Source organism: Pseudomonas sp. W22_MBD1_FP4 (assembly GCF_052113765.1).
GTDB classification, from domain to species: Bacteria; Pseudomonadota; Gammaproteobacteria; order Pseudomonadales; family Pseudomonadaceae; genus Aquipseudomonas; species Aquipseudomonas sivasensis.
In genome coordinates this window covers 145,461-169,859 of the sequence record NZ_JBGQOI010000008.1, presented here as the reverse complement: position 1 = coordinate 169,859, position 24,399 = coordinate 145,461, and the positions used below count along the sequence as shown (strand labels likewise).

The following is a 24,399-nucleotide window of genomic DNA, read 5'->3' as shown; positions in this document are numbered from 1 at the left end:
TTGTGAGGGGTTAGGGGTCCCCCTCACAAGGTCAGCTTTTACTTGGCTGACTTGATCGCAGCGCCGAGTTTCTTGGCGGTGTCGGCCGGGTCTGCTTTCGGGTCGTTGATGAAGTTGGTCACGACATCAAAGAACGCGCCTTGCACGGCCAGTGTGGTGGCCATGTTGTGCGCCATGCTTGGCTGCAGGCCGCCAGACTTGGCGTCTGCCAGGAAGTCTTTGGCAGCGGTCTGGGCGCAGGAGTCGAAGCCGAGTTTGTCCATTTCATTGAGCATGTCAGTACGAACAGGGATCGAACCCTTGTTGATGCTGAACACTTTCTGGAAGTTTTCACCCAGCACGACTTTGGCGATGTCCTGCTGACCGGCAGCGGTGCCTTTGTCTTGCTGCTTGAACACCGCCAGGGAGTCGATGTTGTAGGTGAAGGCTTTGTCGGTGCCCGGGAAGGCTACGCACTCGTAGTCTTTACCGGCGACTTTCTTGGCGGCAGTCCATTCGGACTTGGCCCAGTCACCCATGATCTGCATACCGGCCTTGCCGTTGATGACTTTGCCGGCTTCGAGGTTCCAGTCCTGGCCTTTGCCATCGACGTCCATGTAGGTCGCGACTTTCTTAAGCTCGGTGAGGGACTTGACCATTTCCGGGCCGGTCAGCGCGGCGTTATCCAGGTCAACCAGGGCTTTCTTGTAGCCATCGGCACCCATCACCGAGAGCACGACCGCTTCGAACACGGTGCTGTCCTGCCAAGGCTGGCCACCGTGGGCGAGCGGAATAAAGCCCGCAGCCTTGAGCTTGTCGCCGGCTGCGTAGAATTCTTCGAGGGTGGTTGGGTTCTTGGTGATACCGGCTTTCTTGAAGACTTCCGGGTTGATCCACAGCCAGTTCACACGGTGAATGTTGACCGGCACGGCGACGTAGTCACCGTCGTACTTCACAGTGTCGGAGACTTTCTTGTCGAGCAGGGAGTCCCATTTTTCTTCTTTGGCGACGTCTTTGAGCACGTCAGTGTCGAGCAGGCCAGTGGACGCCCATTCCTGGATATCGGGGCCTTTGATCTGGGCAACGCCGGGAGGGTTACCGGCGACCGCGCGGCTTTTGAGCACGGTCATGGCAGTGGCGCCACCGCCGCCTGCAACGGCACCGTCTTTCCAGGTGAAGCCGTCTTTCTCGACTTGGGCCTTCAGGACATCTACAGCCGCTTTTTCGCCACCCGAGGTCCACCAATGCACAACTTCAACCGTACCTTTGGAGTCGGCGGCAAATGCACTGAGGGGAAACAACGAGGCAACGGAAATAGCTACGGCGAGGCGATTAATCGCGTTCATCTGAATACCTTTTCTTGTTGTTATGCATGCAAGTCTAGAGCTTGCGCTGCACGGAGTTTAAACATGGTTTTTTCGAGCGCGGGTAACAAAGGGACGCACAAATGTCACCAGTTGGTGACATAGCGCCCAGCGCTTAATGCGCTGGTCATGCTCGGTGCCAAGGGCAGTGCAGGCAGCACCACCGCTTGCCAGGCATGGTACAGGTCCGGCTTGCCACCCCAGATAGTGCTGCTGGGCTGGTTATGCGGGTTGAGTTCGTGGTGCCAACTGCCGTGGATGCGGTCGATAAAGTGGGTTTCGCAGAACTCCCAGAAGCGCCGATACCAGGTTTCGTAATGCAGTTCGCCAGTGCGTTTAAGCAAGGCTTGGGCTGCGGCGCAGGCTTCGGCGTGGGTCCAATGCAAGCGTTCGCGCACCACCGGCTGGTGATTCCAGTCCAGGGTGTAAACGATGCCGGGGGCGCCATCCACGGCCCAGGCGTATTCGCAGGCGCTGGCGAACAAGCCTTTGGCGTCGCTCACCAACCAATCTGGCGTAGCCAGCCCGGCTTGCAGGCGGGCGGCCTCCAGGTGCAGCACCAGCCGCGCCCATTCAAAACCGTGGCCTGGAGTGATGCCGTAGGGGCGGAAGCCGTCGGCGCGGTTGTCTTCGTTGTAGTTCAGCAACGGGCGCCAGTGCGGGTCGAAATGCTCGATGACCATAAACTGGTTACCGGCGGCGTGGGTGTGGATCACGCGCTCGACTATACGCAGTGCACGGTCCAGCCAGCGGGTATCGCCCGTCACATCGGCCAAGGCAAGGAAGGCTTCGGTCGCGTGCATATTGCTGTTGGCGCCGCGATAGGCTTCGACGCCACTCCAATCCTGAGCAAAGGATTCGAGCATAACGCCCTCCTCTTCGCTCCAGAAAAACTGGTCGATGATGTGGGTCGCATCATTGAGCAGGTTTTGCGCACCAGGCGCGCCCGCCACCACGGCAGAACTGGCTGCCAGGGCGACGAAAGCATGCAGGTAGGCGGCCTTGCCGGTATTGCCATCGAAGGCCTGAGGCGTGGCGAACCAACCGCCGTGTTTGCTATCACGCAAAGGGCCACTGAGGGCCGCAACACCGTGCTCAACCAATTCGGCATAGCCCGGCAAGCCCATGGCATGGGCCATGGCGAAGCTGTGGGTCATGCGTGCGGTATTCATGGTTTCGGCGTGGGCATTGGCTGGCAGTTGGCCTTTTTCGTCGAGGTTGCCAAAACCTTCAGGCAGACGCGAGGCCTTGGCGAATGCCAGCAAGCGCTGCCCTTCGGCGGCGAGCCAAGCGTGATGGGCAGGTGCATTCAGCCAACTGCTGGCAGGCAGTCGTTGCGTAGTCATGGGTGGCCCTTATTATTTTTTGTGGGGTGACCGGAGTCTAAACAAGGGCGAGATGAGGGCAAGTAACGAAGGGGAAGGTAAATGTCACCAAGCAGTGACAATGTTAAAGGTGAGCATTATTCCACCCTAAGCATCCAATCCAAATGTAAGAGGGGGCTTGCTCCCGATAGCAGAGTGTCAGTCGTTACATCTATTGACTGATCCACCGCCATCGGGACCAAACCCCCTCCCACATTAAGGCTGGTTTTGGTCATTGACCCAGAGGGGTGATCTTCGCCGGTGCGTTGAGCTGTTGTTGCAGGTTCTGCACCTGGCTTTGCAGGGTAGTGATATTGCGGGTGGTCTGGATGCGGAACACATCGAACTCTTTATTGGTCGGCGCATCGTTATTGGCCGGCTGGTTGTCCTGCGCGCTTTTGAGCACAACCAAATCCTGCTCAAGACGGGCGATGGCGGCGCTTGGGTTGCCTTGTTTTTTCAGCGCGGCAACGTCGGCGACCAACTCTTTTATCTCACCGTCGCGCTTGCCTGCATCACCTTGCGCAGCCTTGAGGCTGGCTACGGCGTCGGTCAGGGCCTGCACCTGACCTTGCAGCTTGGCATTGGCGCTCGACAGCTCGTTGGTGCTGGACGTCATTTGTGCGAGACGCTTGTCCAGTTCGGTGGCCTGGCCGGCTACGCCGAGTTGCTGCTTGCCCTGCTCCAGCAGTTGGCTTTCCAACTGCTTGATCTGCAGTTTCAATGCTTCGCTGCCGTTGTTCACGCTGGCTTCGCTGGCTACCACTTTGCCGGAGATATCCTGCAGGCGCCCCGCCGCTTCTTCGCTGATCCGCGCAAAACTTTCCTGGGTGGCAACCAACTGCTGGCCCATCAGGGATATCTGCTGGAAGCTCCACCAGGCCAGGCCGGCAAAGGCGATCAGCAGAGCGCCGATCAATGCCCACAGCGGGCCGGTGCTGGCGCCCTTGACCTTGACGACCGGGACGTTGCGCGAACGCACCGAGGTGGCCGGGGAAGGTTCGAAATCATCGTCATCCCCATGATCGGCCCGCAGGCTGGGAACGTTGTCGAAATCGTCTTTAGCATCGTTACGCATGAATCAACCCTGAATCGGTGAGTTAGCTGGCTGGTGGCCGAGCGACGGGAGTATAAACCCCAGCCCCGTCGCACTGATCGACCCGGAACCCTGAATTCGGTTCCCGATGTGTTGCCTGGTGTGACCTTATTTGAGCCCCGGATCCTGCGCCTTCCACCAACTGCAGAACTCGTCTAGGGCGGTCCACAGGCTGACCTTCGGCTCGTAATCCAAATAATGCCTGGCGCGGCTGATGTCGAGGGTGAAATCTTTGTTCATCACCTGCATGCCCAGACGCGTCAACGCCGGCTCGGGGCGCCCGGGCCACAGTGCGCAGACTGCCTCGTTCAACGCCGCCACGCTGTAGGACAAGCCGTAGGACCGATACCGGGTTACCTGGGGCAGTTCCATTTGGCGCATCACGTAGTTCACCACATCCCACACCGGCACTGGTGCGCCGTTGCTGATGTTGTAGGCCCGCCCCAACGCCGAACCGGGGGCCAGCAAACTGCTGAGCAGGGCTTCGTTGAGGTTATGGATACTTGTGAAGTCGACCTTGTTCAGGCCGTCGCCGACGATCGCCAGGCGCTTCTTGCGCTGCATTTTCAGCAAGCGCGGGAAAATGCTCATGTCCCCGGCACCAGTAACGAAACGCGGGCGCAGGGCGAGCACTTCAAGGCCGAACTCCTGGGCACCGAAAACCTTTTGTTCCGCCAGGTATTTAGTCGCAGCGTAGGGATGTTTGAAGCGTTTTGGCACTTGTTCTTCAGTCAGGCCCAGATGATCGCGGCCATCAAAATAAATCGAAGGCGACGACAGGTGCACCAGGCGCCCAACCCGCTGTTTAAGGCAGGCTTCAACGACGTTTTCGGTGACCAGCACGTTGCCCTGGTGAAAGTCCTGGTAACGCCCCCACAGTCCCACCGCACCCGCGCAGTGCACCACGGCTTCGACATCGCGGCACAGGTCGCGCACCAGGTCGGCGTCGTTCAGATCACCTTGGATAAACTCGGCGCCGCGCCGTACCAGGTGTTCCACACCCTCGGCGCGCCGCCCGTTGACCCGCACGTCCAGGCCCTGCTCCAGGGCGAAACGCGCAAAGCGCCCGCCGATGAAGCCGCTTGCGCCGGTGACCAGAATCTTCATGTATTACCCCGTGTTCTTTCGTTTTTCATCGCTGTTGCCTTGACGACCGCTCTCAGTCCAACGGCACCAACCATTGGCCACATGCGTGGGCCAGGTGGTCGGTCAGCAGGCCCAACAACTGCCCGCCACTGCGCCAATGATGCCAGTACAACGGCACATCGATGGGCTTATCTGGCAATAACTCCACCAGCACACCCTTTTCCAGCTGGTCGCGCACCTGCAGTTCAGGCACCAACCCCCAGCCAAGCCCGGATTCCGCCAGGCGGATAAAGCCTTCGGACGATGGGCATAAATGGTGTTCGAAACCACCGTCCACGCCGAGGGATGCCAGGTAGCGGTGCTGTAGGAAGTCATCCGGACCAAACACCAGCGCTGGTGTGCGGGCCAGTTGATCGGCGCGCACTCCCTGTGGAAAGTGACGGGCAATAAAGGCCGGGCTGGCGAGGGCCCGATAGCGCATGGCGCCCAACAACAGACTGCGGGCGCCGGCCACCGGACGTTCGCTGGCGCAGATACACGCAGCCACTTCACCGGCGCGCATGCGTTTGAGACCAACGGTCTGGTCTTCCACAATCAGATCCAGCAGCAAATGCTGTTCGGCGCAGAAGTCACTGACGGCCTCAGCCCACCACGTGGCAAGGCTGTCGGCATTGAGGGCGATACGCAGGCGTTCGGGCATGCCCTCTTCGTCCAGCGCGGGCACCTGGCTTTGCAGATCGCGCTCCAGCAAGCGCACCTGCTGCACATGGTTAAGCAGACGTCGGCCAATATCGGTCGGCGTCGGCGGTGAGGCGCGTACCAGCACCGGCTGGCCGATGCGCGCTTCCAATAATTTGATGCGCTGAGAAATCGCCGATTGCGACAGCCCCAGCACTTGGGCGCCTCGTTCAAAGCCAGCCTGTTCCACCACCGCCGCCAGGGCGGAAAGCAATTTATAGTCGAACATCAGTTTCTCTAATGAGCGATCAGCAGTATTGGTTTTTCTTATACAGGTAAGCCCGTGAGAATGACCAGCATTGCTTACCTCTATTAAGGAATCTCACATGGCTGGCGAAACCGCCCTGGCAACCCTGTTGCGCAGTATGAGCCCTCACCTCAATGACGGTGATTACGTGTTCTGCACCCTGCCCGATCACAACATCCCGGCAGGATGCGAAGTGATCGGCAGCTTCCGTGAACAGGAAGGCCTGACGCTGATCCTGGAACGCCAGCAAGCCGAACACGCTGGGTTGGCCTTCGATTACGTAGCCGCCTGGATCACCCTGAATGTGCATTCAGCCCTGGAAGCCGTTGGCCTGACGGCCGCCTTCGCCAGTGCGCTGGGCAAGGCTGGGATCAGTTGTAACGTGATTGCCGGCTACTACCACGACCATCTGTTTGTCGGCCGGGCCGATGCAGAACGCGCGATGCATGTGTTGCGGCAACTGGCTACGGACTCGGAGTAAACCCTATGTGGCAAAGCTATCTGAATGGGCTGTTGGTGGCGCTGGGCCTGATCATGGCCATCGGTACGCAGAACGCTTTTGTATTGGCGCAAAGCCTGCGCCGTGAACATCACCTGCCGGTGGCGGCGTTGTGCGTGGTGTGTGATGCCCTACTGGTGGCGGCCGGGGTGTTCGGCCTGGCCACGGTCCTTGCGCAGAACCCGCTGCTGTTGGCAGTTGCCCGCTGGGGCGGCGCGGCCTTCCTGTTGTGGTACGGCACCTTGGCACTGCGTCGGGCGTTCTCGACACAGAGCCTGGAACAAGGCGGCAACCTCAAAGTGCGCTCGTTGCGCGCGGTGATGCTCAGTGCCTTGGCGGTGACACTGCTCAACCCCCACGTTTACCTGGACACGGTGCTGCTGATCGGCTCACTCGGCGCGCAACAGACCGAACCTGGCGCCTACGTAGCAGGGGCCGCAAGTGCATCATTCCTGTGGTTTGCCACCCTGGCACTCGGCGCCGCGTGGCTGGCCCCCTGGCTCGCACGCCCGGCCACATGGCGGCTGCTGGACTTGGTGGTGGCAGTGATGATGTTCAGCGTGGCTTACCAATTAATAAGCGCGCCATGAACTTATTCCAAAAGGCTCTGGAACCTCTATCCCACACAGTTGTTGCGTGGTTTTGCCGCACCCCCGGTGCTATGATCCTGCCCCTGCGCCGCAAAGAGTACAAACTCCCCGGCGCTTGTTTGGCCGCCCGTGATCGGCCTTGCGCTCACCGCAACTGACCTGATTAGGAGAATCATCATGGCTTTCGAATTGCCGCCGCTGCCCTACGCACACGATGCCCTGCAGCCGCACATCTCCAAGGAAACCTTGGAGTTCCACCACGACAAGCACCACAACACCTACGTCGTGAACCTGAACAACCTGGTGCCTGGCACCGAGTTCGAAGGCAAGACTCTGGAAGAGATCGTCAAATCTTCTTCGGGCGGCATCTTCAACAACGCCGCTCAGGTCTGGAACCACACTTTCTACTGGAACTGCCTGGCGCCAAACGCCGGCGGCCAACCAACCGGCGCGCTGGCTGAAGCCATCAACACTGCGTTTGGTTCGTTCGACAAGTTCAAGGAAGAGTTCACCAAGACGTCCGTCGGCACCTTCGGTTCCGGTTGGGGCTGGCTGGTGAAAAAGGCTGACGGTTCCCTGGCCCTGGCCAGCACCATCGGCGCCGGCAACCCGCTGACCAGCGGCGACACCCCGCTGCTGACCTGCGACGTATGGGAACACGCCTATTACATCGACTACCGCAACGTACGTCCAAAGTATGTGGAAGCGTTCTGGAACCTGGTCAACTGGAAGTTCGTGGCTGAGCAGTTCGAAGGCAAGACCTTCACTGCCTAAGCAACCCTTGCAGTAGAAAGAGCCCGGCGATTGCCGGGCTTTTTTGTGGGCGTCGACTCTGGACCGACCGGGAAGTGTGGAACTCAATAAGAGGAATACGCCACCCAACCGGTGAGAGGAATACACCTCTCACTCAATGTCGGAGAATCAGTGATGAATCCAATGTCGATGATCGGCGGCGCAGCTTCCGCGCTCTTGCCTGTCCTGGGTAAAGCGGCGGAAATAGGGATGGATGTGGTTAAGGACATATTGGGCGCCAAGGCCCCTCAGTTAGGGGCGGATCAACAGCCACCAGCCCCGCCAAAGATTGAGTTTTAATCCGCCACCCGCTGACGCCCCTTCGCACTCGCACGCGTAACAAATAACGGCGGATCAAATCCGCCGTTTTCCTGCCCCCTGCCCGAACAAAACATCCATCCCCTTCTCACTGCAATGTTCCTTTGACTGCCATCACCAGATTGCCAATACTCATGGCATATTGAAGGCCACCCGCATGAGACAAGGAATGCCCCTTTGAAGCTGGAACTCAAAAACAGCTTGTCGGTGAAGTTGCTACGGGTTGTGCTGCTGTCGGCATTGATCGTGGGCGTTGCGCTGAGCGTGGCGCAGATCGTTTTCGATGCCTACAAGACGCGCCAGGCCGTGGCCGAAGATGCCCAGCGCATCCTCGACATGTTCCGCGACCCCTCGACCCAGGCTGTCTACAGCCTGGACCGCGAGATGGGTATGCAGGTGATTGAAGGTCTGTTTCAGGACGATGCCGTGCGCATGGCCTCCATCGGCCATCCCAACGAAACCATGCTCGCGGAAAAAAGCCGCGCTTTGCAGCATTCCTCCAGCCGCTGGTTGACCGACCTGATTCTGGGACAGGAGCGCACGTTCACCACCGCATTGGTCGGCAAAGGCCCCTACAGCGAGTACTACGGCGACCTGAGCATCACCCTCGACACCGCCACCTATGGCAAAGGCTTTATTGTCAGCTCAGTGATCATCTTTATTTCCGGGGTATTACGCGCATTGGCCATGGGCCTGGTGTTGTACTTGGTGTATCACTGGCTGCTGACCAAGCCGCTGTCGCGGATTATCGGGCACCTGACGTCGATCAACCCGGACCGCCCCAGCGAACACAAGATCCCGCAGCTCAAGGGCCATGAACGCAACGAATTAGGGTTGTGGATCAATACCGCCAATCAGTTACTCGAATCTATCGAACGTAATACCCATCTGCGCCACGAAGCAGAAAGCAGCCTGCTGCGCATGGCCCAGTATGATTTCCTGACCGGCCTGCCGAATCGCCAGAAACTGCAGGAGCAGCTGGACAAGATCCTGATCGACGCCGGCCGCCGTCAGCGCCGCGTAGCGGTGTTGTGCGTGGGGCTGGATGATTTTAAAAGCGTGAACGAGCAGTTCACCTACCAGGCCGGCGATAAATTGCTACTCGCCCTGGCCGACCGTCTGCGGGCCCACAGCGGCCGCCTCGGCGCGCTCGCCCGCTTGGGGGGTGACCAGTTCGCCCTGGTACAGGCCGATATCGAACAGCCTTATGAAGCCGCCGAACTGGCGCAAAGTATCCTCGACGATCTGGAAGGGGAATTCGCCCTCGACCACGAACAGATTCGTCTGCGGGCCACGATCGGCATCACCCTGTTCCCGGAAGACGGCGACAGCACCGAGAAGCTGCTGCAAAAAGCCGAACAGACCATGACCCTGGCCAAGAGCCGTTCGCGCAACCGCTATCAGTTTTATATCGCCAGCGTCGACAGCGAGATGCGCCGTCGCCGTGAGTTGGAGAAAGACCTGCGGGACGCCCTGGGACGTGACCAGTTTCACCTGGTGTACCAACCGCAGATCAGCTATCGCGACCAGCATGTGGTCGGTGTGGAAGCGCTCATCCGCTGGCAACATCCAGAACACGGCTTGGTGCCGCCGGACCTGTTTATCCCGCTGGCCGAACAGAACGGCACCATTATTGCGATCGGCGAATGGGTGCTGGACCAGGCTTGCCGGCAATTGCGCGAATGGCATGACCAGGGCTTCATCGACCTGCGCATGGCGGTCAACCTGTCCACCGTGCAGTTGCACCACGCCGAATTGCCGCGGGTGGTCAATAACCTGATGCAGATTTACCGTTTACCGCCGCGCAGCCTGGAGTTGGAAGTTACCGAAACCGGGCTGATGGAAGACATCAGCACCGCCGCCCAACATCTGCTGAGCCTGCGCCGCTCCGGGGCGTTGATCGCCATCGATGACTTTGGCACCGGCTATTCATCGCTCAGCTATCTCAAGAGCCTGCCGCTGGACAAGATCAAGATCGACAAAAGCTTCGTCCAGGACCTGCTGGACGACGACGACGATGCCACCATCGTGCGGGCGATTATCCAACTGGGCAAAAGCCTGGGCATGCAGGTCATCGCTGAAGGCGTGGAAACCGCCGAGCAAGAGGCCTACATCATCTCTGAGGGCTGTCATGAAGGTCAGGGCTACTACTACAGCAAACCCTTGCAGGCCCGGGAGCTGGCAGTTTTTCTGAAGCAGGCTGAGCGTAATAACGCAGCCATTCTCTGACGTGGCAAAACGATACTGAATATTTCCCGCGTTTAACCCTTTACACAAAATGCAAATCTTTCGCATTATGTTGCAGTTTTGCGCGCCCCCGCGTGCCCTATTAACAACCGAAGCAGGATGTTCGCCATGATTCGTATGCCCCTGGCCACCGCCAGTCTGCTGGCCATTGCCATTTCTCTCGCCGGTTGCGGCGAAGGTAAAGACAAGGCCGCAGCGCCCCAGGCGCCGACCCCGGCCGCCAGCACCACCGCTCCAGCGGCTGCCACTCCTGCCGGTCAGGTCGACGAAGCGGCGGCCAAGGCCGTTGTCGCGCATTACGCCGATATGGTCTTCGCGGTGTACAGCGATGCCGAATCCACCGCAAAAACCCTGCAAACCGCGATCGACGCCTTCCTCGCCAAGCCCAACGACGAAACCCTGAAAGCCGCCCGTGCCGCTTGGGTTGCAGCGCGCGTGCCGTACCTGCAGAGCGAAGTGTTTCGCTTCGGCAACACCATCATTGATGATTGGGAAGGTCAGGTTAACGCCTGGCCCCTGGACGAAGGCCTGATCGACTACGTCGACAAATCCTACGAGCACGCCTTGGGTAACCCTGGCGCCACTGCCAACATCATCGCCAACACCGAGATCCAGGTCGGCGAAGACAAGATCGACGTGAAGGACATCACCCCGGAAAAACTCGCCAGTCTCAACGAGCTGGGTGGTTCCGAAGCCAACGTCGCCACCGGCTACCACGCCATCGAATTCCTGCTCTGGGGCCAAGACCTGAACGGCACCGGCCCTGGCGCCGGCAACCGTCCTGCCTCGGACTACCTGACCGGTGATGGCGCCACTGGCGGCCACAACGAGCGTCGTCGTGCCTACCTCAGCGCCGTGACCCAATTGCTGGTCAGCGACCTGCAGGAAATGGTCGGCAACTGGAAACCCAACGTCGAAGACAACTACCGCGCCACCCTGGAGGCAGAACCTGCCACCGACGGCCTGCGCAAAATGCTGTTCGGCATGGGCAGCCTGTCCCTGGGCGAGTTGGCCGGTGAGCGCATGAAGGTTTCCCTGGAAGCCAACTCGCCGGAAGACGAACACGATTGCTTCAGCGATAACACCCACAACTCGCAGTTCTACGACGCCAAGGGCATCCGCAACGTCTACTTGGGCGAATACACCCGCGTCGACGGCACCAAGATGACCGGCGCGAGCCTGTCGTCCCTGGTAGCCAAGGCCGATCCGGCTGCCGACACCGCTCTGAAGGCCGACCTGGCTGCGACCGAAGCCAAGATGCAGGTCATCGTTGATCATGCCAACAAGGGTGAGCACTACGACCAGTTGATCGCGGCCGGCAACGACGCAGGCAACCAAATCGTGCGCGACGCGATTGCTTCGCTGGTCAAGCAGACCGGTTCGATCGAAGCCGCAGCGGGCAAGCTGGGCATCAGCGACCTGAACCCGGATAACGCTGATCACGAGTTCTGATCCGTGCCGTGTTGAATGAGGCGACCTTCGGGTCGCCTTTTTTTTACCTGCCTTTCACAGCAGTACCAACACTCAGGAACCAATGCGGGAGGGGGCTTGCCCCCGATAGCGCTGGTTCAGCAGATATTTCCTTCGCTGACACACCGCCATCGGGGGCAAGCCCCCTTCCTCATTTGATTTGCGTCGCTTTCAAGGCCCGGTTTACATGCCCTGCACCCTAGGTAGAATGACGCCTCTGCCCTATTTCGAGCTCATTTCATGGCGTTGCCGACCCTACGCATCATCGGTTTCATCATCGGCATCTTCCTGATCACCCTCGCGATCGCCATGGTCGTGCCCATGGCCACCCTGGTGATCTTCGAACGCACCAGCGACCTGCCCTCGTTCCTGTGGGCCAGCCTCATCACCTTTATCGCCGGCCTTGCCCTTGTAATCCCCGGTCGCCCCGAGCACGTGCACCTGCGCCCGCGGGACATGTACCTGCTCACGGTCACCAGTTGGGTAGTGGTGTGTGTGTTCGCCGCGCTGCCGTTTTTGCTGACCCAGCACATCAGCTACACCGACTCGTTTTTCGAAAGCATGTCCGGCATTACTGCCACGGGTTCTACGGTGCTCAGCGGGCTGGACAGTATGTCGCCGGGCATCCTGATGTGGCGTTCGCTGCTGCACTGGCTGGGCGGTATCGGGTTTATCGGCATGGCGGTAGCGATCCTGCCGCTGCTGCGCATTGGCGGCATGCGCCTGTTCCAGACCGAGTCCTCGGATCGTTCGGAAAAGGTTATGCCCCGCTCGCACATGGTGGCGCGGCTGATTGTGGCGGCGTATGTAGGCATCACCATCCTCGGCAGCCTGGCGTTCTGGTGGGCCGGCATGGGCCTGTTTGACGCGATCAACCATGCGATGTCGGCGATTTCCACCGGTGGGTTCTCTACCTCCGACGAATCCCTGGCCCACTGGAAACAACCGGCGGTGCATTGGGTCGCGGTGGTGGTGATGATCCTCGGCAGCCTGCCATTCACCCTGTACGTCGCCACTTTACGCGGCAACCGCCGGGCGCTGCTCAGGGACCAGCAGGTACAGGGCTTGCTCGGTTTGCTGGTAGTGACCTGGCTGGTGCTCGGCACCTGGTACTGGTGGACCACCAACCTGCACTGGCTGGATGCACTGCGGCACGTGGCGTTGAACGTCACCTCAGTCGTCACGACCACCGGCTTTGCGCTGGGGGACTACAGCCTGTGGGGCAACTTCTCACTGATGTTGTTCTTCTACCTGGGCTTTATCGGTGGCTGTTCAGGTTCCACCGCCGGCGGGATCAAGATCTTCCGCTTCCAGGTCGCCTATATCCTGCTCAAGGCCAACTTGAACCAGCTGATTCACCCGCGCGCGGTGATCAAGCAGAAGTACAACGGCCACCGTCTCGACGAAGAGATCGTGCGCTCGATCCTGACGTTCTCGTTTTTCTTTGCCATCACCATCTGCGCTATCGCGTTAGCCCTTTCGCTCCTGGGCCTGGACTGGATGACCGCACTCACCGGCGCCGCCAGTACCGTCTCCGGCGTCGGCCCTGGCCTTGGGGAAACGATCGGCCCGGCGGGCAACTTCTCCAGCCTGCCGGATGCGGCCAAGTGGATCCTGTCCCTGGGCATGCTGCTGGGCCGGCTGGAGATCATCACAGTCTTTGTTCTGTGCATCCCGGCGTTCTGGCGTCACTGACGGTCGACGTGTCTTGCAACCGCGCACGGTATTCGCCGGGCGTGGTATCGAACCAGCGGCGAAACGCGCGAAAGAAGTTGCTCGGATCGGCAAAGCCCAGCAGGTAGGCAATCTCCAGCAGCGTCATGCTCGGCTGTGCCAGGTATTGCTCGGCGAGTTCGCGGCGGGTGTCGTCGAGCAAGGTCTGAAAACTCGTGCCCTCCTCCTGCAGACGCCGCTGCAAGGTGCGCTGGGACAGGTGCAACGTCTGGGCCACCACTTCACGCTTGGGTTCGCCTTGGGGCAACAGACGACACAGCACTTGCCTCGCCTTGTGGGTCACGCGGCTCTCGGAAAAGCGCGCCAGGTATTCACCGGCAAAACGGTCGTGCAACAACGCCATCGCCTCGTTGGCCGTCGGCAGCGGTGCGTCCATGTCGGCTCGTTCGAAAATCAACGCGTCATAGGGCGCGTTGAACTCCAATGGTGCATGGAAAGCTTGCTTATAAGGCTCCAGATCCGCCGGTTGTTCACCTTGCAACATGACTTTACGCGGCTGCAAGGTACGGCCGGTCAGCCAGCCGCATAGTGCCAATGCACAGGCCAGAGAGGCTTCGGCACTTTGCCTTGTGGGCGGCAGATGATCGCCATGCACCGTCAGAATCAGCGCATAGCCTTCGGGTAGCAGTCGGAAACTCAAGTCGGCGCTTTCGGCAATGATCCGCTGGTAACGCACCAGCCGCATGAAGCCCTCGGCCAGGGTGTTACTGGACATCAACGCATAACCCGCCACATGAAACGACGCCGGGCGCACTACCTTGCCCATGTTCAGGCCAATCGCGGGGTTGCCCGACAGCTCGACTGCCCGTTGCCACAGGCGCGTCATGGAGTCTTGCGGGAACCGAGCATCGGGGTCACTGAGGGCGGCGTAGTCAAGGCCCAGTTGCTTGAACAGGGCGCGGCAATCCAGACCATCCATTTCCAGTGCCTTGACTATCCCCATCGCCCAGCTTGCAGAAGTTGTTCGTTCGCTCATGGCGTCTTCTTAATAAAGCAGGCTCATAACGGCAGCCAGGAATCCAAGGATACTAAAGTGGCATCTAATGTCACTGGCTGTTACCACTGATCACTCTAGACTCAAATAAGCTCCCCGCCGAACATCTGTTGGGCGGCACAACAATCAAAAGGGCCGGTCACCGTGGAAAACGTCAAGCGATTCAATAGCTTCGCCGAGTTTTACCCTTACTATTTGGCCGAACATGCCAACAGCACCTGCCGTCGCCTGCACTTTATCGGCACCACCCTCGTGATCGGTATTTTGGCCTATGCCATTGGCAGGGGGTCGTTAGGCCTATTGCTGGCCGTGCCGATTGCCGGCTACAGCTTTGCCTGGATCGGACACTTCTTCTTCGAAAAGAACCGCCCGGCAACCTTTCAGCACCCGTTCTACAGCCTGCTGGGAGATTTTGTGATGTACCGCGACATGATCCTGGGCAAGGTGCCGTTCTGAACGGTGTGACCTCTTGTCACTTGCGTGAAGCCATAAAGGTTCGTGCATCCGCCGATATAAAAGTCTTTTTGTCATTTACAGTGCTGTATCCTGCCAAAGCTTTTTGAGAGCGCGGAATCACCTGCGATTGAAAAAACAGACCTTGCGAGGAGCGACGACGATGCACGAGATACCTAATCTCCCCTTCCCAAGCCTGCACGAAACTGAGCAGCCAACACCGCAGCAGGCCAGCGCGAAGCAGCCTGAGGCCAAAGAAGCAAAACCAGTCGACAGCAAAAGCCAGGACTGACGCCGTACCAGACCGTGTGGAAAGCGCAGCTTTGAGCGCTTTCCACACTGCCTGAATCCTCCGAGATCCCCGCCATGACCGATACCCTCCCCAATACCCCGGACACCGCCGTACTCGACGCCGCCTTGCAGATGGTCGAGGTGTGGAACCGCCTCAGCGCGGACAAGCAAGCCGTACTGCTCAAGCGCTTCGGTACCCAGGAAAACGCCTTGGCTGCTCTGGTCACCACCCAATTACTGGCCCCGACCAAAACCTGACGTCTTTTTGATCTGACGTTTTTGCGTTTTACCGCCCTGCACACGTCAAAGCACCGGTATCATTAGCAGCCTATCTTTACCTGCTGCGACAGTGGACCTCTCCCCATGCCAGATACCCAGCGCCCCATGGCGGTCACGCTGCAAGTTGTTTCCATCGTGTTGTTCACCTTTATCGGCTACCTGAATATCGGTATCCCCCTGGCAGTGTTGCCGGGCTATGTCCACAGTGAGTTGGGCTATGGCGCGGTGATCGCAGGGCTGGTGATCAGCGTGCAATACCTGGCCACCCTGCTGAGCCGTCCTTACGCGGGCAAAATCATCGATAACCTGGGTAGCAAGCGCGCGGTGCTGATCGGCCTGGCGGGCTGCGGCCTGAGTGGCGTGTTCATGTTGCTCGCTGCGTGGTTTTCAAACCTGCCGGCTGTCAGCCTGGGCAGCCTGCTCGTCGGTCGATTGGTACTGGGCAGCGCAGAAAGCCTGGTGGGGTCTGGCGCCATCGGCTGGGGCATCGGCCGAGTTGGCGCGGCGAATACGGCCAAGGTCATCTCCTGGAACGGCATTGCCAGCTATGGCGCGCTGGCCGTCGGCGCGCCGTTGGGCGTAGTGCTGGTGAAGAATTTCGGGCTATGGAGCATGGGCGTCAGCATTATCCTGCTGGCCGTAGTCGGCCTGTTGCTGGCCTGGAACAAGGTTGCCGCGCCGATCGTGGCCGGTGTGCGCTTACCGTTCATGAACGTGCTGGGCCGCGTATTGCCCCACGGCTGCGCGCTGGCTTTGGGGTCCATCGGCTTTGGCACCATCGCCACCTTCATCACCTTGTATTACACCACTCAGCACTGGGATAACGCGGTGTGGGCCCTGAGCCTGTTTGGCGCCAGTTTTATCGGCGCACGGCTACTGTTCGGGAATTTGATCAACCGCATCGGCGGCTTTCGCGTGGCGATTGCGTGCCTGTCTGTAGAGATCCTCGGCCTGCTGTTGCTGTGGCTGGCGCCTGACGCCAACCTGGCCTTGGCCGGCGCGGCATTGAGCGGGTTCGGGTTTTCCCTGGTGTTTCCGGCACTGGGGGTGGAAGCGGTCAACCTAGTGCCCGCGTCCAGCCGCGGTTCGGCGGTGGGCGCCTACTCGCTGTTTATCGACCTGTCCCTAGGCATCACCGGTCCGTTGGCCGGGGCCGTGGCGGCAGGCTTCGGTTTTGCGTCGATCTTCCTGTTCGCCGCCCTCGCCGCCCTCGGTGGCTTGCTGCTGAGCGTGTACCTCTACCGGCAAGCACCCCTGGCCCGCGAGGCACGCGGCGACTAAAAGTCGACCTTGCCACGCCCCGCCTTGATGCTGCCGCGCTTGGTCTTGGATTCCAGGCGCCGCTTCTTCGAACCCAGGGTAGGCTTGGTCGGCCGGCGCTTTTTTTCCACCTTGGTGGCGCTGAGGATCAACTCCACCAGACGTTCCAACGCATCGGCACGGTTCTGTTCCTGCGTGCGATATTGCTGGGCCTTGAGTATCAGCACCCCTTCGCTGGTGATCCGGCTGTCGCGCAGCGCCAGCAACCGCTCCTTGTAGAACTCCGGCAACGACGACCCCGGAATGTCAAAACGCAGGTGCACCGCGCTCGACACCTTGTTGACGTTCTGCCCACCCGCGCCCTGGGCACGGATGGCGGTCAGCTCGATCTCGGCGTCGGGCAGGTGCACGTTGTTGGAAATAACCAGCATCAATCAAAAACCTTACGAAACGGACAAGCCCTACTCGGACAACAACATCGACGCCTGGGCTTTGGAAATCACGGCGCCTTTGAACAGTTTGGCATCATTGAGACGAAATCCGCTCAAATCACCGCCCCGCCAACAAAAAACCCGGCAAAGCGCCGGGTTTCCTGTTTACGCGAGCGGGCTTACTTCAGCGCACTTGCCGCAGTCAGCGCCGCTTCGGCACTGCGCTTGTTCTTGATCCAGTAACACACTGCCATAAACGCCACCCACACCGGGATCGCATACACAGACACCTGGATCCCCGGAATCATCAGCATGATGACCAGGATAAACACCACGAACGCCAGACACACATAGTTGCCATACGGGTACCACAGCGCCTTGAACAGCGGCACTTGGCCGGTGCGGTTCATGTGCTGGCGGAACTTGAAGTGGGAGAAGCTGATCATCGCCCAGTTGATTACCAGCGTGGCCACAACCAGGGACATCAGCAGTTCCAGGGCATGTTGCGGGATGAAGTAATTCATCAGCACGGCCACCAGGGTCACGGCCGCCGAGGCGAGGATGGATCGCACCGGTACACCGCGTTTGTCGATCTTGGCCAGGGCCTTGGGCGCATCGCCCTGCTCGGCCATGCCCAGTAGCATGCGGCTGTTGCAGTAGGTGCCGCTGTTGTACACCGACAACGCTGCGGTCAAGACCACGAAGTTGAGGATGTGCGCGGCGGTGTTGCTGCCCAACATCGAGAACACCTGCACGAACGGGCTGCCGCTGTAGGCATCGCCGGACGCATTAAGGGTCGCCAGCAGGCTGTCCCATGGCGTCAGCGACAACAGCACTACCAAGGCGCCGATGTAGAAAATCAGGATGCGGTAGATCACCTGATTGATCGCCTTGGGGATCACAGTGCGTGGCTGATCGGCTTCGGCGGCGGTGAAGCCGAGCATTTCCAGGCCGCCAAAGGAGAACATGATGATCGCCATGGCCATCACCAAGCCACCCACGCCATGGGGGAAGAACCCGCCGTGTTCCCACAGGTTGCTCACCGAGGCTTGCGGGCCGCCGCTGCCGCTGACCAGCAGATAGCTGCCCAAGGCGATCATGCCGACGATCGCCACTACCTTGATGATGGCGAACCAGAACTCGGCTTCACCGAAGACTTTGACGTTGGCCAGGTTGATCAGGTTGATCAACACGAAGAACGCCGCTGCCGAGACCCACGTCGGGATCTCCGGCCACCAGTAGTGCACGTATTTTCCGACGGCGGTCAGCTCGGACATGCCCACCAGGATGTACAAAATCCAGCAGTTCCAACCCGACAGAAAGCCGGCGAAACCGCCCCAGTACTTGTGGGCAAAGTGGCTGAAGGAACCGGCGACCGGTTCTTCGACGATCATTTCGCCGAGTTGGCGCATGATCATGAAGGCGATGAAGCCGCAGATGGCATAGCCCAGGATCATCGACGGGCCGGCGGACTTGAGCACCCCGGCCGAGCCGAGGAACAAGCCGGTGCCGATGGCGCCACCGAGGGCGATCAACTGGATGTGCCGATTTTTCAGGCCGCGTTTCAGCTCGCCTGAAGAGGAATTGGGTCCACTCATGAAAAGGGTCTCACGCAAGGTTTGATGATGTGAATGCACGTGGCTGACTTGAATTCCGCCTCAAGCAGCGCCGCTCAAACCCCAGCGAAGGCACCAGGAGTACAGCGTCTTTCTAACGGTCATGCGTCACCTGTTTGTTTTTATCTGTGACGAAATCGAACCCGCCAGGCTCGTGGCCAGGCGGAATGATCAGGGTCGGCAAACCCCGAGGTCTTGGCCTTTTGCGGGTTACGCAAAGGGGGTCACAGTAAAACGCGGCGCATTGTACACCGCTCGACAGCTTACGCCCGCCCCCGAACGGTGCGTGCGACGATCTGTCAGGGATTCCTTACAGCCTTGAGTTGACCAACAACGCCGAGACTTACTCGTAAACTAATCGTTACATACCGGAAACACTGCGTTACAGCTGTCATCTTTGGAAAAATTGGCGGTAAGAAATTTCCGCGCAAAAGGCGCTGGCAGCTCACTGTATTTCCTCAGAAAAAACGCCCGCTAAAAAAACAGAAGAAAAAATCCAAATGAAACCGTGTCAATAAATATTTTGCATTAAACAACAGGGTCTCCTAGGTTCATTCCACTTGCCAGCGACGCCCGTTGGCAGGCCGTTCTCAAACACCGTCCTCTAGGAGATACACCATGCAAGCACTGGAAAACGACCTGGAAACCGAACTGCAACTCGACGACTGGTTTGAAGCGCCGACCCATGAGGCCGCCGTAGAAATGATGCAAGCTGATGCCGTAGTGCCATTTGGCACCGCGATGTGGCCTTTCTAACCGGCAGGCATCCGGCAGGTGCTGTGCACGGCGCCTGCCCCCTTACCCAAGGCACACAAGGACAGACGTCATGGACAAGGCCCGCGCCGTTGAACACTTTCTCTACTACCTCGCCCACCACCCGGCCCTCAGCGGCCTGAACTGCCCAAACGTACTGCTGGGCCATACCGAGCGCTACGATGCCATCGCCCAAGCCATCAACCACAGCAACGCCGCACGCTTCAACTTCCAGGTGCAGCGCCTGGACCTGACCGCCAGCGACACCCTGGCCCAGGCTATTGAAGGCTGTGACCTGTATCTGTTTCTGTACGATTCCTCGACCCTGCCCAACCCTCGCGCCGAAGGCCCTGACTTTATCCGTGCCCTGCAGGGTGTGATGGCTGAACACTGGAAGAAGTCCTTGCTGTTCAAGGATTACGGTGACTACTTCTACGACACCTTCAGCGTCGAACCGCAACGCATTGCCGACCTCAACGCCACGCTGATCCGGCGCATGGGCCAGGCGAATGTGCTGAGCTTTACCGATAAGCACGGCTCACGCCTTGAGGCGCCGCTGAGCAGCATCAAGAAGTGGACCAATATCAACGGCGTGGGCAACCACGACCTTGCCCCCGGTGAGATCGCCACTCACAGCGAGGCCATCAACGGGCAGGTACGGTTTGTCGGCACCTTTCTCAGCACCATCCCGTTCGCGCGCAAATACGGCGTGCTGCAATCACCGCTGGAGCTGTGGATTGAGAATTCGACCGTCTGCAGCGTGGCCAGCGATGTGCCCGGGCTGGTGGATGACTTCAACAAATACTTGAACGCCAACCCGTCCAATCGTCGGGTGGAGGAATTGGGAATTGGCACCAATGAAGGGGTGAAAGACTTGTATGCGCGCAATGCCGGGTTCGAGGAGCGCCACTGTGGACTGCACTTGGGTCTGGGTGGAGGGCAGAAAGGCAGCCATCACTTGGACCTGATCTTCGCCAGTGGGGTGCTGGCACTGGATGACAAGCCCGTGTTCGATGGCACCTTTGCGTTCTAACGATAATCCCAGTATGGGTTTGCTCGCGAGGCCGTATGACAACGCCTGTGTAAAGCGCCTGACACACCGCCTGCGCGAGCAAGCCTGCTGATGTTTTCTTGATCGATCAGGTGTGTCAGAAGAGAGTCACACGTTCTGCGAGCCCATCTCGCATGTCGTCAGCGTCGGCGAGCCGAGGGATGCGGGTACTGAGGTGAACACACCGTAGGTGTAATCCAGACTCTCAGTCGTGATCACGCTGTCAACAGTCCAGGTCTCCGGCCAAGGAGCGGGATTGTTCGGAGCATGGAAGACCAGTGTGGCCTGACGGTCCAGCCCAGGCATATCCGATACCGGATAATAGGGCAAAGAGGTGGGATGCTGACGCTTCCAGCGCTCCCACAACAGGTCAAGGTAACAGTGGTGCAGGAAAAACACCGGATCGTTGGGTGAGGACGGCATCGACATGTTACCGCCCACCCAGCGATGCACAGGGTCATGCAGCACGCCTTCACAGAAATTGCCCCAACTGTCCGGCCCCGGGGCATACGGCGTCTTGGCCAGCGCATCCAGCACTTGTTCGGAGTTCGGCAGATGCGCGCCGGGCCCTGCGCCCAGTTCGCGACGCAAGCCCTTATCCCCCTCCGGAACCCCCTGGCGAATTTCAAAGCGCCCGTCCTGATAAGCGAATGGGCCCGACGTTACACGCTGGGCTTGAGCACTGTCGCCGTCGCCGCCCAAAAAGCCAGGCGTGAATGGATTGCTTGAGCCCTCCATCGACCAGTCCCAGAATGGCAGGGTGACGCTGGTATCGTTAACCGCGCTTTGCAGATCCCGCTCGAATTGACGCAGGAATACGCGGTGCCAAGGGAAAAACGGCGGCGAGCGGTGCGGCATCGGCGTGAAAGCCTCCGGGCCGTCGAAGGCGTTGCTGTGAACCTGTACGTAATCGTCATAGCGCATTTGCTGTCCGGGACGCAGGACACTTTGGACGTCGTTTTTCAGCAGCAGGATGGCCTGGATAAAAAGGGCTTTCTGTTCACGGGTCATGTAGCGGTGATTGATGCGGATACATGGTCGTCGCCTCGTGGCATAAGTGAGTGCAGGGCTCAATCTAGTGCCGCGGTGGTGAACGCCGGTGGTAACTGTTTAGCCCACACCGCACACCATCACTCGACGAATAACGATCCGGTGAAACGCTCCAGGCGCAAATCCCGCCGCAAAAAAAAACGCCAACTTCAACAGTTGGCGTTTTTTTTATGCAGCGCTTATTGCATCACTGCGGCTTCTTGCGACCAAACCCCGGACGCTGACCCGAACCCGCTGGAGCGCCACGGCGCTTGCCCGACGGCTCGTCCGCGACCAGTTTCGGGCCGGGACGCTTGTTCGCCGCCGGCTTGGCTGGGCGCTTGGTGCTGGCGTTGTCGGCCGGGCGATCCGTTTCGCCACGGTTGCTGCGACCACCGGCCGGCGCAGGACGCGGTGCACGCGGTGCGCGCTCGCCTTCCTGACGCGATGGGGCCGTTGGACGACGCTCACCTTCAATATGCGGCTGACGGGAGATACGCCCGCCGGTCGCCGGAGCATCCAGCGCCGGGCGCACAGTGCGCGCCACGCGCTCGGCACGTGCCACAGGACGTGACGATTTACGCTGCATGCGCTCAAGCTTGTCTTTGCTCTTGGCGTTCATCTGCGGCATGGCAACCGGCGTCAGGCCCACTTCGGCGCTGAGGATGTCGACTTCGTACTGGCTCATTTCGCGCCAGCGGCCCATCGGCAGGTCGGAGTTCAGGAACACCGGGCCGAAACGCACGCGCTTCAGGCGGCTGACCACCAGGCCCTGGGATTCCCACAGGCGACGTACTTCACGGTTACGGCCTTCCATCACCACGCAGTGGTACCAGTGGTTGAAACCTTCACCACCTGGAGCCTGCTTGATGTCGGTGAACTTGGCCGGGCCGTCTTCGAGGACGACGCCAGCTTTCAAGCGCTCGATCATCTCGTCATCGACTTCGCCACGTACACGTACCGCGTATTCACGGTCCATCTCGTAGGACGGGTGCATCAGGCGGTTGGCCAGTTCACCGTCGGTGGTGAACATCAGCAAGCCGGTGGTGTTGATGTCCAGACGACCGATGTTGATCCAGCGGCCTTCTTTAGGCTTAGGCATTTTGTCGAACACGGTCGGACGGCCTTCCGGGTCGTCACGGGTGCAGATCTCGCCGTCGGGCTTGTTGTACATGATCACGCGGCGCACCGATTCGGCGGCCTCTTCACGCTTGATGACTTTGCCATCAATGGTGATTGCATCGTGCAGATCGACGCGCTGACCGAGGGTGGCCTCGACGCCGTTGACCTTGATGCGCTTCTGAGTGATCCAGGCTTCGACGTCGCGGCGCGAGCCCACGCCGATACGCGCCAGCACCTTTTGCAGCTTTTCGCCTGCAGGGCCGATTTCCTGGCTGTCGTTCTGGTCTTTATCGTTCATCTTAAGCACCTCCCGGTGGGTCGATTCAGGCGTGGCCTGAAGAGTGTTGAAAGCGGGGCTTTGGCCGAATAGGTCGGCAAAGGGTCGCGAATCATACGCGTAAGGCGCGCGTTGCGCATCAGAGACTAGTCGATATGCGCCAAGTCATTTGTTTTTCCGCCGACCGGTGGCGCCCAAGGCCAACAAACGCAGTTCGGCTTCGGCCAGGACAGTGCGCTTGTCGGTCTTGTCGAGTTTCTTCCAGGCACGGATTTCGCGTTTGCTGCGACCGCACCCGACGCAGATCTCATCGCTGAATTTGCAGACGCTGATGCAAGGGTCTTTGGTTGAACTCATGTCTTCTCACATCCCGCATTGACCGCATCAGTCTTCGAATTCGCGGCGTTCCGCCTCAATAGCTTCGGCCAATGCACGGGCTTCGTCTTCTTCATCGCTCAGCGGCGGCGGTTCGAGAGCGGCAACGGCAGCCAGGAGTTTCTCGCGGGCTTCAGCCACGCCGAGGATATCTTCCTCAGGTTCAGCTTCGACTTCAGGCTCAACTTCAACGTTCACTTCGGCTTCAGGCTCAGCCGCACCATCACGCAGCAAATCATCGAAGTCGGTCTTGATCCCCTGCTCCATGTCGTCCAGTTCCAGCAAAAGGGTGTGGAAACTGGTTTCGTCTTTCGGTTCTTCAGGCTCGGCCGTGGCATCGGCAAGTTCCTGCAAACCTGGCGGCACCGGGGCGTCGTCGAAGTCCAGCACCGGCTCGGCTTCCATCTCACGCAACTCGGCCAGCGGCGGCAGGTCGTCGAGGTTTTTCAGGTTGAAGTGGTCGAGGAACACCTTAGTAGTGGCGAACATCGCCGGTTTGCCCGGCACGTCGCGGTAGCCGACGATGCGGATCCACTCGCGTTCCAGCAACGTCTTGACGATATGGCTGTTGACCGCCACGCCCCGCACATCTTCGATTTCACCCCGAGTAATCGGCTGGCGATAGGCGATCAGCGCCATGGTCTCCAACATCGCCCGTGAATAACGCTGCGGGCGTTCTTCCCATAGGCGGCCGACCCACGGGGAAAATTTCTCACGAATTTGCAGGCGATAACCCGACGCCACTTCGCGCAGTTCAAACGCGCGGCCTTCACAGGACTTGCGCAAGATCTCCAGCGCTTTCTTGAACACCGGCGGCTCAGGGCGCTCAGCCTCTTCAAACAGTTCGAACAGGCGCTCCAGGGATTGCGGTTTACCCGAGGCCAGGAGAAAGGCTTCCAGCAACGGCGCCAGTTCGCGGGGTTCAGTCAGATTCATCGATTCAG

The 24,399-nt window shown here is 59.6% G+C and carries 23 protein-coding genes; 11 read left to right on the top strand and 12 right to left on the bottom strand.

Going from position 1 to position 24,399, the window contains the following annotated elements; genetic code table 11:
• Positions 1 to 38 precede the first annotated feature (38 nt).
• The 5 genes from ACEN2T_RS12960 to ACEN2T_RS12940 form a co-directional block, all read right to left on the bottom strand.
• Complete coding sequence (locus ACEN2T_RS12960; protein WP_442116821.1) at positions 39 to 1,325, bottom strand: ABC transporter substrate-binding protein; 1,287 nt, start codon at positions 1,323 to 1,325, stop codon at positions 39 to 41.
• Positions 1,326 to 1,429: 104 nt separating this feature from the next.
• The gene (locus ACEN2T_RS12955; protein ID WP_286819041.1) at positions 1,430 to 2,689 is read right to left on the bottom strand and encodes a D-mannose isomerase; all 1,260 of its coding nucleotides are present in this window, start codon (positions 2,687 to 2,689) and stop codon (positions 1,430 to 1,432) included.
• A 250-nt stretch (positions 2,690 to 2,939) separates the two neighbouring features.
• Positions 2,940 to 3,785 (bottom strand): ATPase, encoded by an 846-nt coding sequence (locus tag ACEN2T_RS12950; protein WP_032890998.1) that lies wholly within the window; start codon positions 3,783 to 3,785, stop codon positions 2,940 to 2,942.
• A 126-nt stretch (positions 3,786 to 3,911) separates the two neighbouring features.
• Complete coding sequence (locus ACEN2T_RS12945; protein WP_032890997.1) at positions 3,912 to 4,910, bottom strand: NAD-dependent epimerase/dehydratase family protein; 999 nt, start codon at positions 4,908 to 4,910, stop codon at positions 3,912 to 3,914.
• Positions 4,911 to 4,962: 52 nt separating this feature from the next.
• Positions 4,963 to 5,856 (bottom strand): LysR family transcriptional regulator ArgP, encoded by an 894-nt coding sequence (locus ACEN2T_RS12940; protein ID WP_032890995.1) that lies wholly within the window; start codon positions 5,854 to 5,856, stop codon positions 4,963 to 4,965.
• Positions 5,857 to 5,953: 97 nt separating this feature from the next.
• On the opposite strand from ACEN2T_RS12940, the gene ACEN2T_RS12935 reads away from it, so the two are divergent.
• The 6 genes from ACEN2T_RS12935 to ACEN2T_RS12910 all read left to right on the top strand — a co-directional run bounded on the left by ACEN2T_RS12935 (position 5,954) and on the right by ACEN2T_RS12910 (position 13,485).
• On the top strand, positions 5,954 to 6,355 hold the full coding sequence (locus ACEN2T_RS12935) for an ACT domain-containing protein (RefSeq protein WP_032890994.1): 402 nt from the start codon (positions 5,954 to 5,956) through the stop codon (positions 6,353 to 6,355).
• Positions 6,356 to 6,360: 5 nt separating this feature from the next.
• Positions 6,361 to 6,963, top strand: coding sequence for a LysE/ArgO family amino acid transporter (locus ACEN2T_RS12930; RefSeq protein ID WP_032890993.1), 603 nt, complete (start codon positions 6,361 to 6,363; stop codon positions 6,961 to 6,963).
• A 177-nt stretch (positions 6,964 to 7,140) separates the two neighbouring features.
• Positions 7,141 to 7,737, top strand: a complete 597-nt coding sequence (locus tag ACEN2T_RS12925) for a superoxide dismutase (RefSeq protein ID WP_032862548.1) — start codon at positions 7,141 to 7,143, stop codon at positions 7,735 to 7,737.
• Between the two features lie 513 nt (positions 7,738 to 8,250).
• Entirely contained in the window at positions 8,251 to 10,302 is a 2,052-nt protein-coding gene (locus ACEN2T_RS12920) for a putative bifunctional diguanylate cyclase/phosphodiesterase (RefSeq protein ID WP_099602785.1), read from the top strand.
• Between the two features lie 126 nt (positions 10,303 to 10,428).
• Positions 10,429 to 11,772 (top strand): imelysin family protein, encoded by a 1,344-nt coding sequence (locus tag ACEN2T_RS12915; protein WP_032890991.1) that lies wholly within the window; start codon positions 10,429 to 10,431, stop codon positions 11,770 to 11,772.
• Between the two features lie 258 nt (positions 11,773 to 12,030).
• A complete protein-coding gene (locus ACEN2T_RS12910; RefSeq protein ID WP_032890990.1) occupies positions 12,031 to 13,485 on the top strand; it encodes a TrkH family potassium uptake protein in 1,455 nt (484 codons plus the stop codon).
• Here ACEN2T_RS12910 and ACEN2T_RS12905 read toward each other — a convergent pair.
• Positions 13,442 to 14,500, bottom strand: a complete 1,059-nt coding sequence (locus ACEN2T_RS12905; protein ID WP_442116820.1) for an AraC family transcriptional regulator — start codon at positions 14,498 to 14,500, stop codon at positions 13,442 to 13,444. The genes ACEN2T_RS12910 and ACEN2T_RS12905 overlap by 44 nt on opposite strands.
• Positions 14,501 to 14,662: 162 nt before the next feature.
• Here ACEN2T_RS12905 and ACEN2T_RS12900 point away from each other — a divergent pair, with 162 nt between their 5' ends.
• The 3 genes from ACEN2T_RS12900 to ACEN2T_RS12890 all read left to right on the top strand — a co-directional run bounded on the left by ACEN2T_RS12900 (position 14,663) and on the right by ACEN2T_RS12890 (position 16,822).
• The gene (locus tag ACEN2T_RS12900) at positions 14,663 to 14,974 is read left to right on the top strand and encodes a DUF962 domain-containing protein (RefSeq protein WP_032890988.1); all 312 of its coding nucleotides are present in this window, start codon (positions 14,663 to 14,665) and stop codon (positions 14,972 to 14,974) included.
• A gap of 363 nt (positions 14,975 to 15,337) precedes the next feature.
• Positions 15,338 to 15,520 carry a hypothetical protein gene (locus ACEN2T_RS12895; RefSeq protein ID WP_032890986.1) on the top strand — a complete coding sequence of 61 codons (183 nt, stop codon included), beginning with the start codon at positions 15,338 to 15,340 and terminating at the stop codon, positions 15,518 to 15,520.
• Between the two features lie 105 nt (positions 15,521 to 15,625).
• Positions 15,626 to 16,822, top strand: a complete 1,197-nt coding sequence (locus ACEN2T_RS12890; protein ID WP_032890985.1) for an MFS transporter — start codon at positions 15,626 to 15,628, stop codon at positions 16,820 to 16,822.
• On the opposite strand, the gene arfB is transcribed toward ACEN2T_RS12890, so the two are convergent.
• Together arfB and ACEN2T_RS12880 are read right to left on the bottom strand one after the other, a co-directional pair.
• Complete coding sequence (gene arfB / locus ACEN2T_RS12885; protein ID WP_095185741.1) at positions 16,819 to 17,232, bottom strand: alternative ribosome rescue aminoacyl-tRNA hydrolase ArfB; 414 nt, start codon at positions 17,230 to 17,232, stop codon at positions 16,819 to 16,821. The genes ACEN2T_RS12890 and arfB overlap by 4 nt on opposite strands.
• A gap of 179 nt (positions 17,233 to 17,411) precedes the next feature.
• Positions 17,412 to 18,830, bottom strand: coding sequence for an amino acid permease (locus ACEN2T_RS12880; RefSeq protein WP_099602783.1), 1,419 nt, complete (start codon positions 18,828 to 18,830; stop codon positions 17,412 to 17,414).
• Between the two features lie 636 nt (positions 18,831 to 19,466).
• Here ACEN2T_RS12880 and ACEN2T_RS12875 point away from each other — a divergent pair.
• Positions 19,467 to 19,604: a hypothetical protein gene (locus ACEN2T_RS12875; protein WP_003175756.1), complete on the top strand. Its 138-nt coding sequence runs from the start codon at positions 19,467 to 19,469 to the stop codon at positions 19,602 to 19,604.
• Between the two features lie 70 nt (positions 19,605 to 19,674).
• The gene (locus tag ACEN2T_RS12870; protein ID WP_099602782.1) at positions 19,675 to 20,634 is read left to right on the top strand and encodes a leucyl aminopeptidase; all 960 of its coding nucleotides are present in this window, start codon (positions 19,675 to 19,677) and stop codon (positions 20,632 to 20,634) included.
• 126 nt (positions 20,635 to 20,760) lie between these two features.
• Here the strand turns inward: ACEN2T_RS12870 and ACEN2T_RS12865 are convergent, their stop codons facing one another.
• The 4 genes from ACEN2T_RS12865 to scpB form a co-directional block, all read right to left on the bottom strand.
• Positions 20,761 to 21,663, bottom strand: a complete 903-nt coding sequence (locus ACEN2T_RS12865) for a tyrosinase family protein (RefSeq protein WP_442116819.1) — start codon at positions 21,661 to 21,663, stop codon at positions 20,761 to 20,763.
• Positions 21,664 to 21,889: 226 nt separating this feature from the next.
• Complete coding sequence (rluB, locus tag ACEN2T_RS12860; RefSeq protein ID WP_032890980.1) at positions 21,890 to 23,101, bottom strand: 23S rRNA pseudouridine(2605) synthase RluB; 1,212 nt, start codon at positions 23,099 to 23,101, stop codon at positions 21,890 to 21,892.
• Positions 23,102 to 23,245: 144 nt separating this feature from the next.
• Complete coding sequence (locus ACEN2T_RS12855) at positions 23,246 to 23,437, bottom strand: DUF1289 domain-containing protein (RefSeq protein WP_095185745.1); 192 nt, start codon at positions 23,435 to 23,437, stop codon at positions 23,246 to 23,248.
• 27 nt (positions 23,438 to 23,464) lie between these two features.
• Positions 23,465 to 24,391: an SMC-Scp complex subunit ScpB gene (gene scpB, locus ACEN2T_RS12850; RefSeq protein WP_032890978.1), complete on the bottom strand. Its 927-nt coding sequence runs from the start codon at positions 24,389 to 24,391 to the stop codon at positions 23,465 to 23,467.
• Positions 24,392 to 24,399: the final 8 nt, after the last annotated feature.

Excerpts from the sequence above, each read along its gene's own strand:
- ACEN2T_RS12960 (WP_442116821.1), bottom strand. The coding sequence starts at position 1,325 with ATGAACGCGATTAATCGCCTCGCCGTAGCTATTTCCGTTGCCTCGTTG.
- ACEN2T_RS12955 (WP_286819041.1), bottom strand. The coding sequence starts at position 2,689 with ATGACTACGCAACGACTGCCTGCCAGCAGTTGGCTGAATGCACCTGCC.
- ACEN2T_RS12950 (WP_032890998.1), bottom strand. The coding sequence starts at position 3,785 with ATGCGTAACGATGCTAAAGACGATTTCGACAACGTTCCCAGCCTGCGG.
- ACEN2T_RS12945 (WP_032890997.1), bottom strand. The coding sequence starts at position 4,910 with ATGAAGATTCTGGTCACCGGCGCAAGCGGCTTCATCGGCGGGCGCTTT.
- ACEN2T_RS12940 (WP_032890995.1), bottom strand. The coding sequence starts at position 5,856 with ATGTTCGACTATAAATTGCTTTCCGCCCTGGCGGCGGTGGTGGAACAG.
- ACEN2T_RS12935 (WP_032890994.1), top strand. The coding sequence starts at position 5,954 with ATGGCTGGCGAAACCGCCCTGGCAACCCTGTTGCGCAGTATGAGCCCT.
- ACEN2T_RS12930 (WP_032890993.1), top strand. The coding sequence starts at position 6,361 with ATGTGGCAAAGCTATCTGAATGGGCTGTTGGTGGCGCTGGGCCTGATC.
- ACEN2T_RS12925 (WP_032862548.1), top strand. The coding sequence starts at position 7,141 with ATGGCTTTCGAATTGCCGCCGCTGCCCTACGCACACGATGCCCTGCAG.
- ACEN2T_RS12915 (WP_032890991.1), top strand. The coding sequence starts at position 10,429 with ATGATTCGTATGCCCCTGGCCACCGCCAGTCTGCTGGCCATTGCCATT.
- ACEN2T_RS12910 (WP_032890990.1), top strand. The coding sequence starts at position 12,031 with ATGGCGTTGCCGACCCTACGCATCATCGGTTTCATCATCGGCATCTTC.
- ACEN2T_RS12905 (WP_442116820.1), bottom strand. The coding sequence starts at position 14,500 with ATGAGCGAACGAACAACTTCTGCAAGCTGGGCGATGGGGATAGTCAAG.
- ACEN2T_RS12895 (WP_032890986.1), top strand. The coding sequence starts at position 15,338 with ATGACCGATACCCTCCCCAATACCCCGGACACCGCCGTACTCGACGCC.
- ACEN2T_RS12890 (WP_032890985.1), top strand. The coding sequence starts at position 15,626 with ATGCCAGATACCCAGCGCCCCATGGCGGTCACGCTGCAAGTTGTTTCC.
- arfB (WP_095185741.1), bottom strand. The coding sequence starts at position 17,232 with ATGCTGGTTATTTCCAACAACGTGCACCTGCCCGACGCCGAGATCGAG.
- ACEN2T_RS12880 (WP_099602783.1), bottom strand. The coding sequence starts at position 18,830 with ATGAGTGGACCCAATTCCTCTTCAGGCGAGCTGAAACGCGGCCTGAAA.
- ACEN2T_RS12875 (WP_003175756.1), top strand. The coding sequence starts at position 19,467 with ATGCAAGCACTGGAAAACGACCTGGAAACCGAACTGCAACTCGACGAC.
- ACEN2T_RS12870 (WP_099602782.1), top strand. The coding sequence starts at position 19,675 with ATGGACAAGGCCCGCGCCGTTGAACACTTTCTCTACTACCTCGCCCAC.
- ACEN2T_RS12865 (WP_442116819.1), bottom strand. The coding sequence starts at position 21,663 with ATGACCCGTGAACAGAAAGCCCTTTTTATCCAGGCCATCCTGCTGCTG.
- rluB (WP_032890980.1), bottom strand. The coding sequence starts at position 23,101 with ATGAACGATAAAGACCAGAACGACAGCCAGGAAATCGGCCCTGCAGGC.
- ACEN2T_RS12855 (WP_095185745.1), bottom strand. The coding sequence starts at position 23,437 with ATGAGTTCAACCAAAGACCCTTGCATCAGCGTCTGCAAATTCAGCGAT.
- scpB (WP_032890978.1), bottom strand. The coding sequence starts at position 24,391 with ATGAATCTGACTGAACCCCGCGAACTGGCGCCGTTGCTGGAAGCCTTT.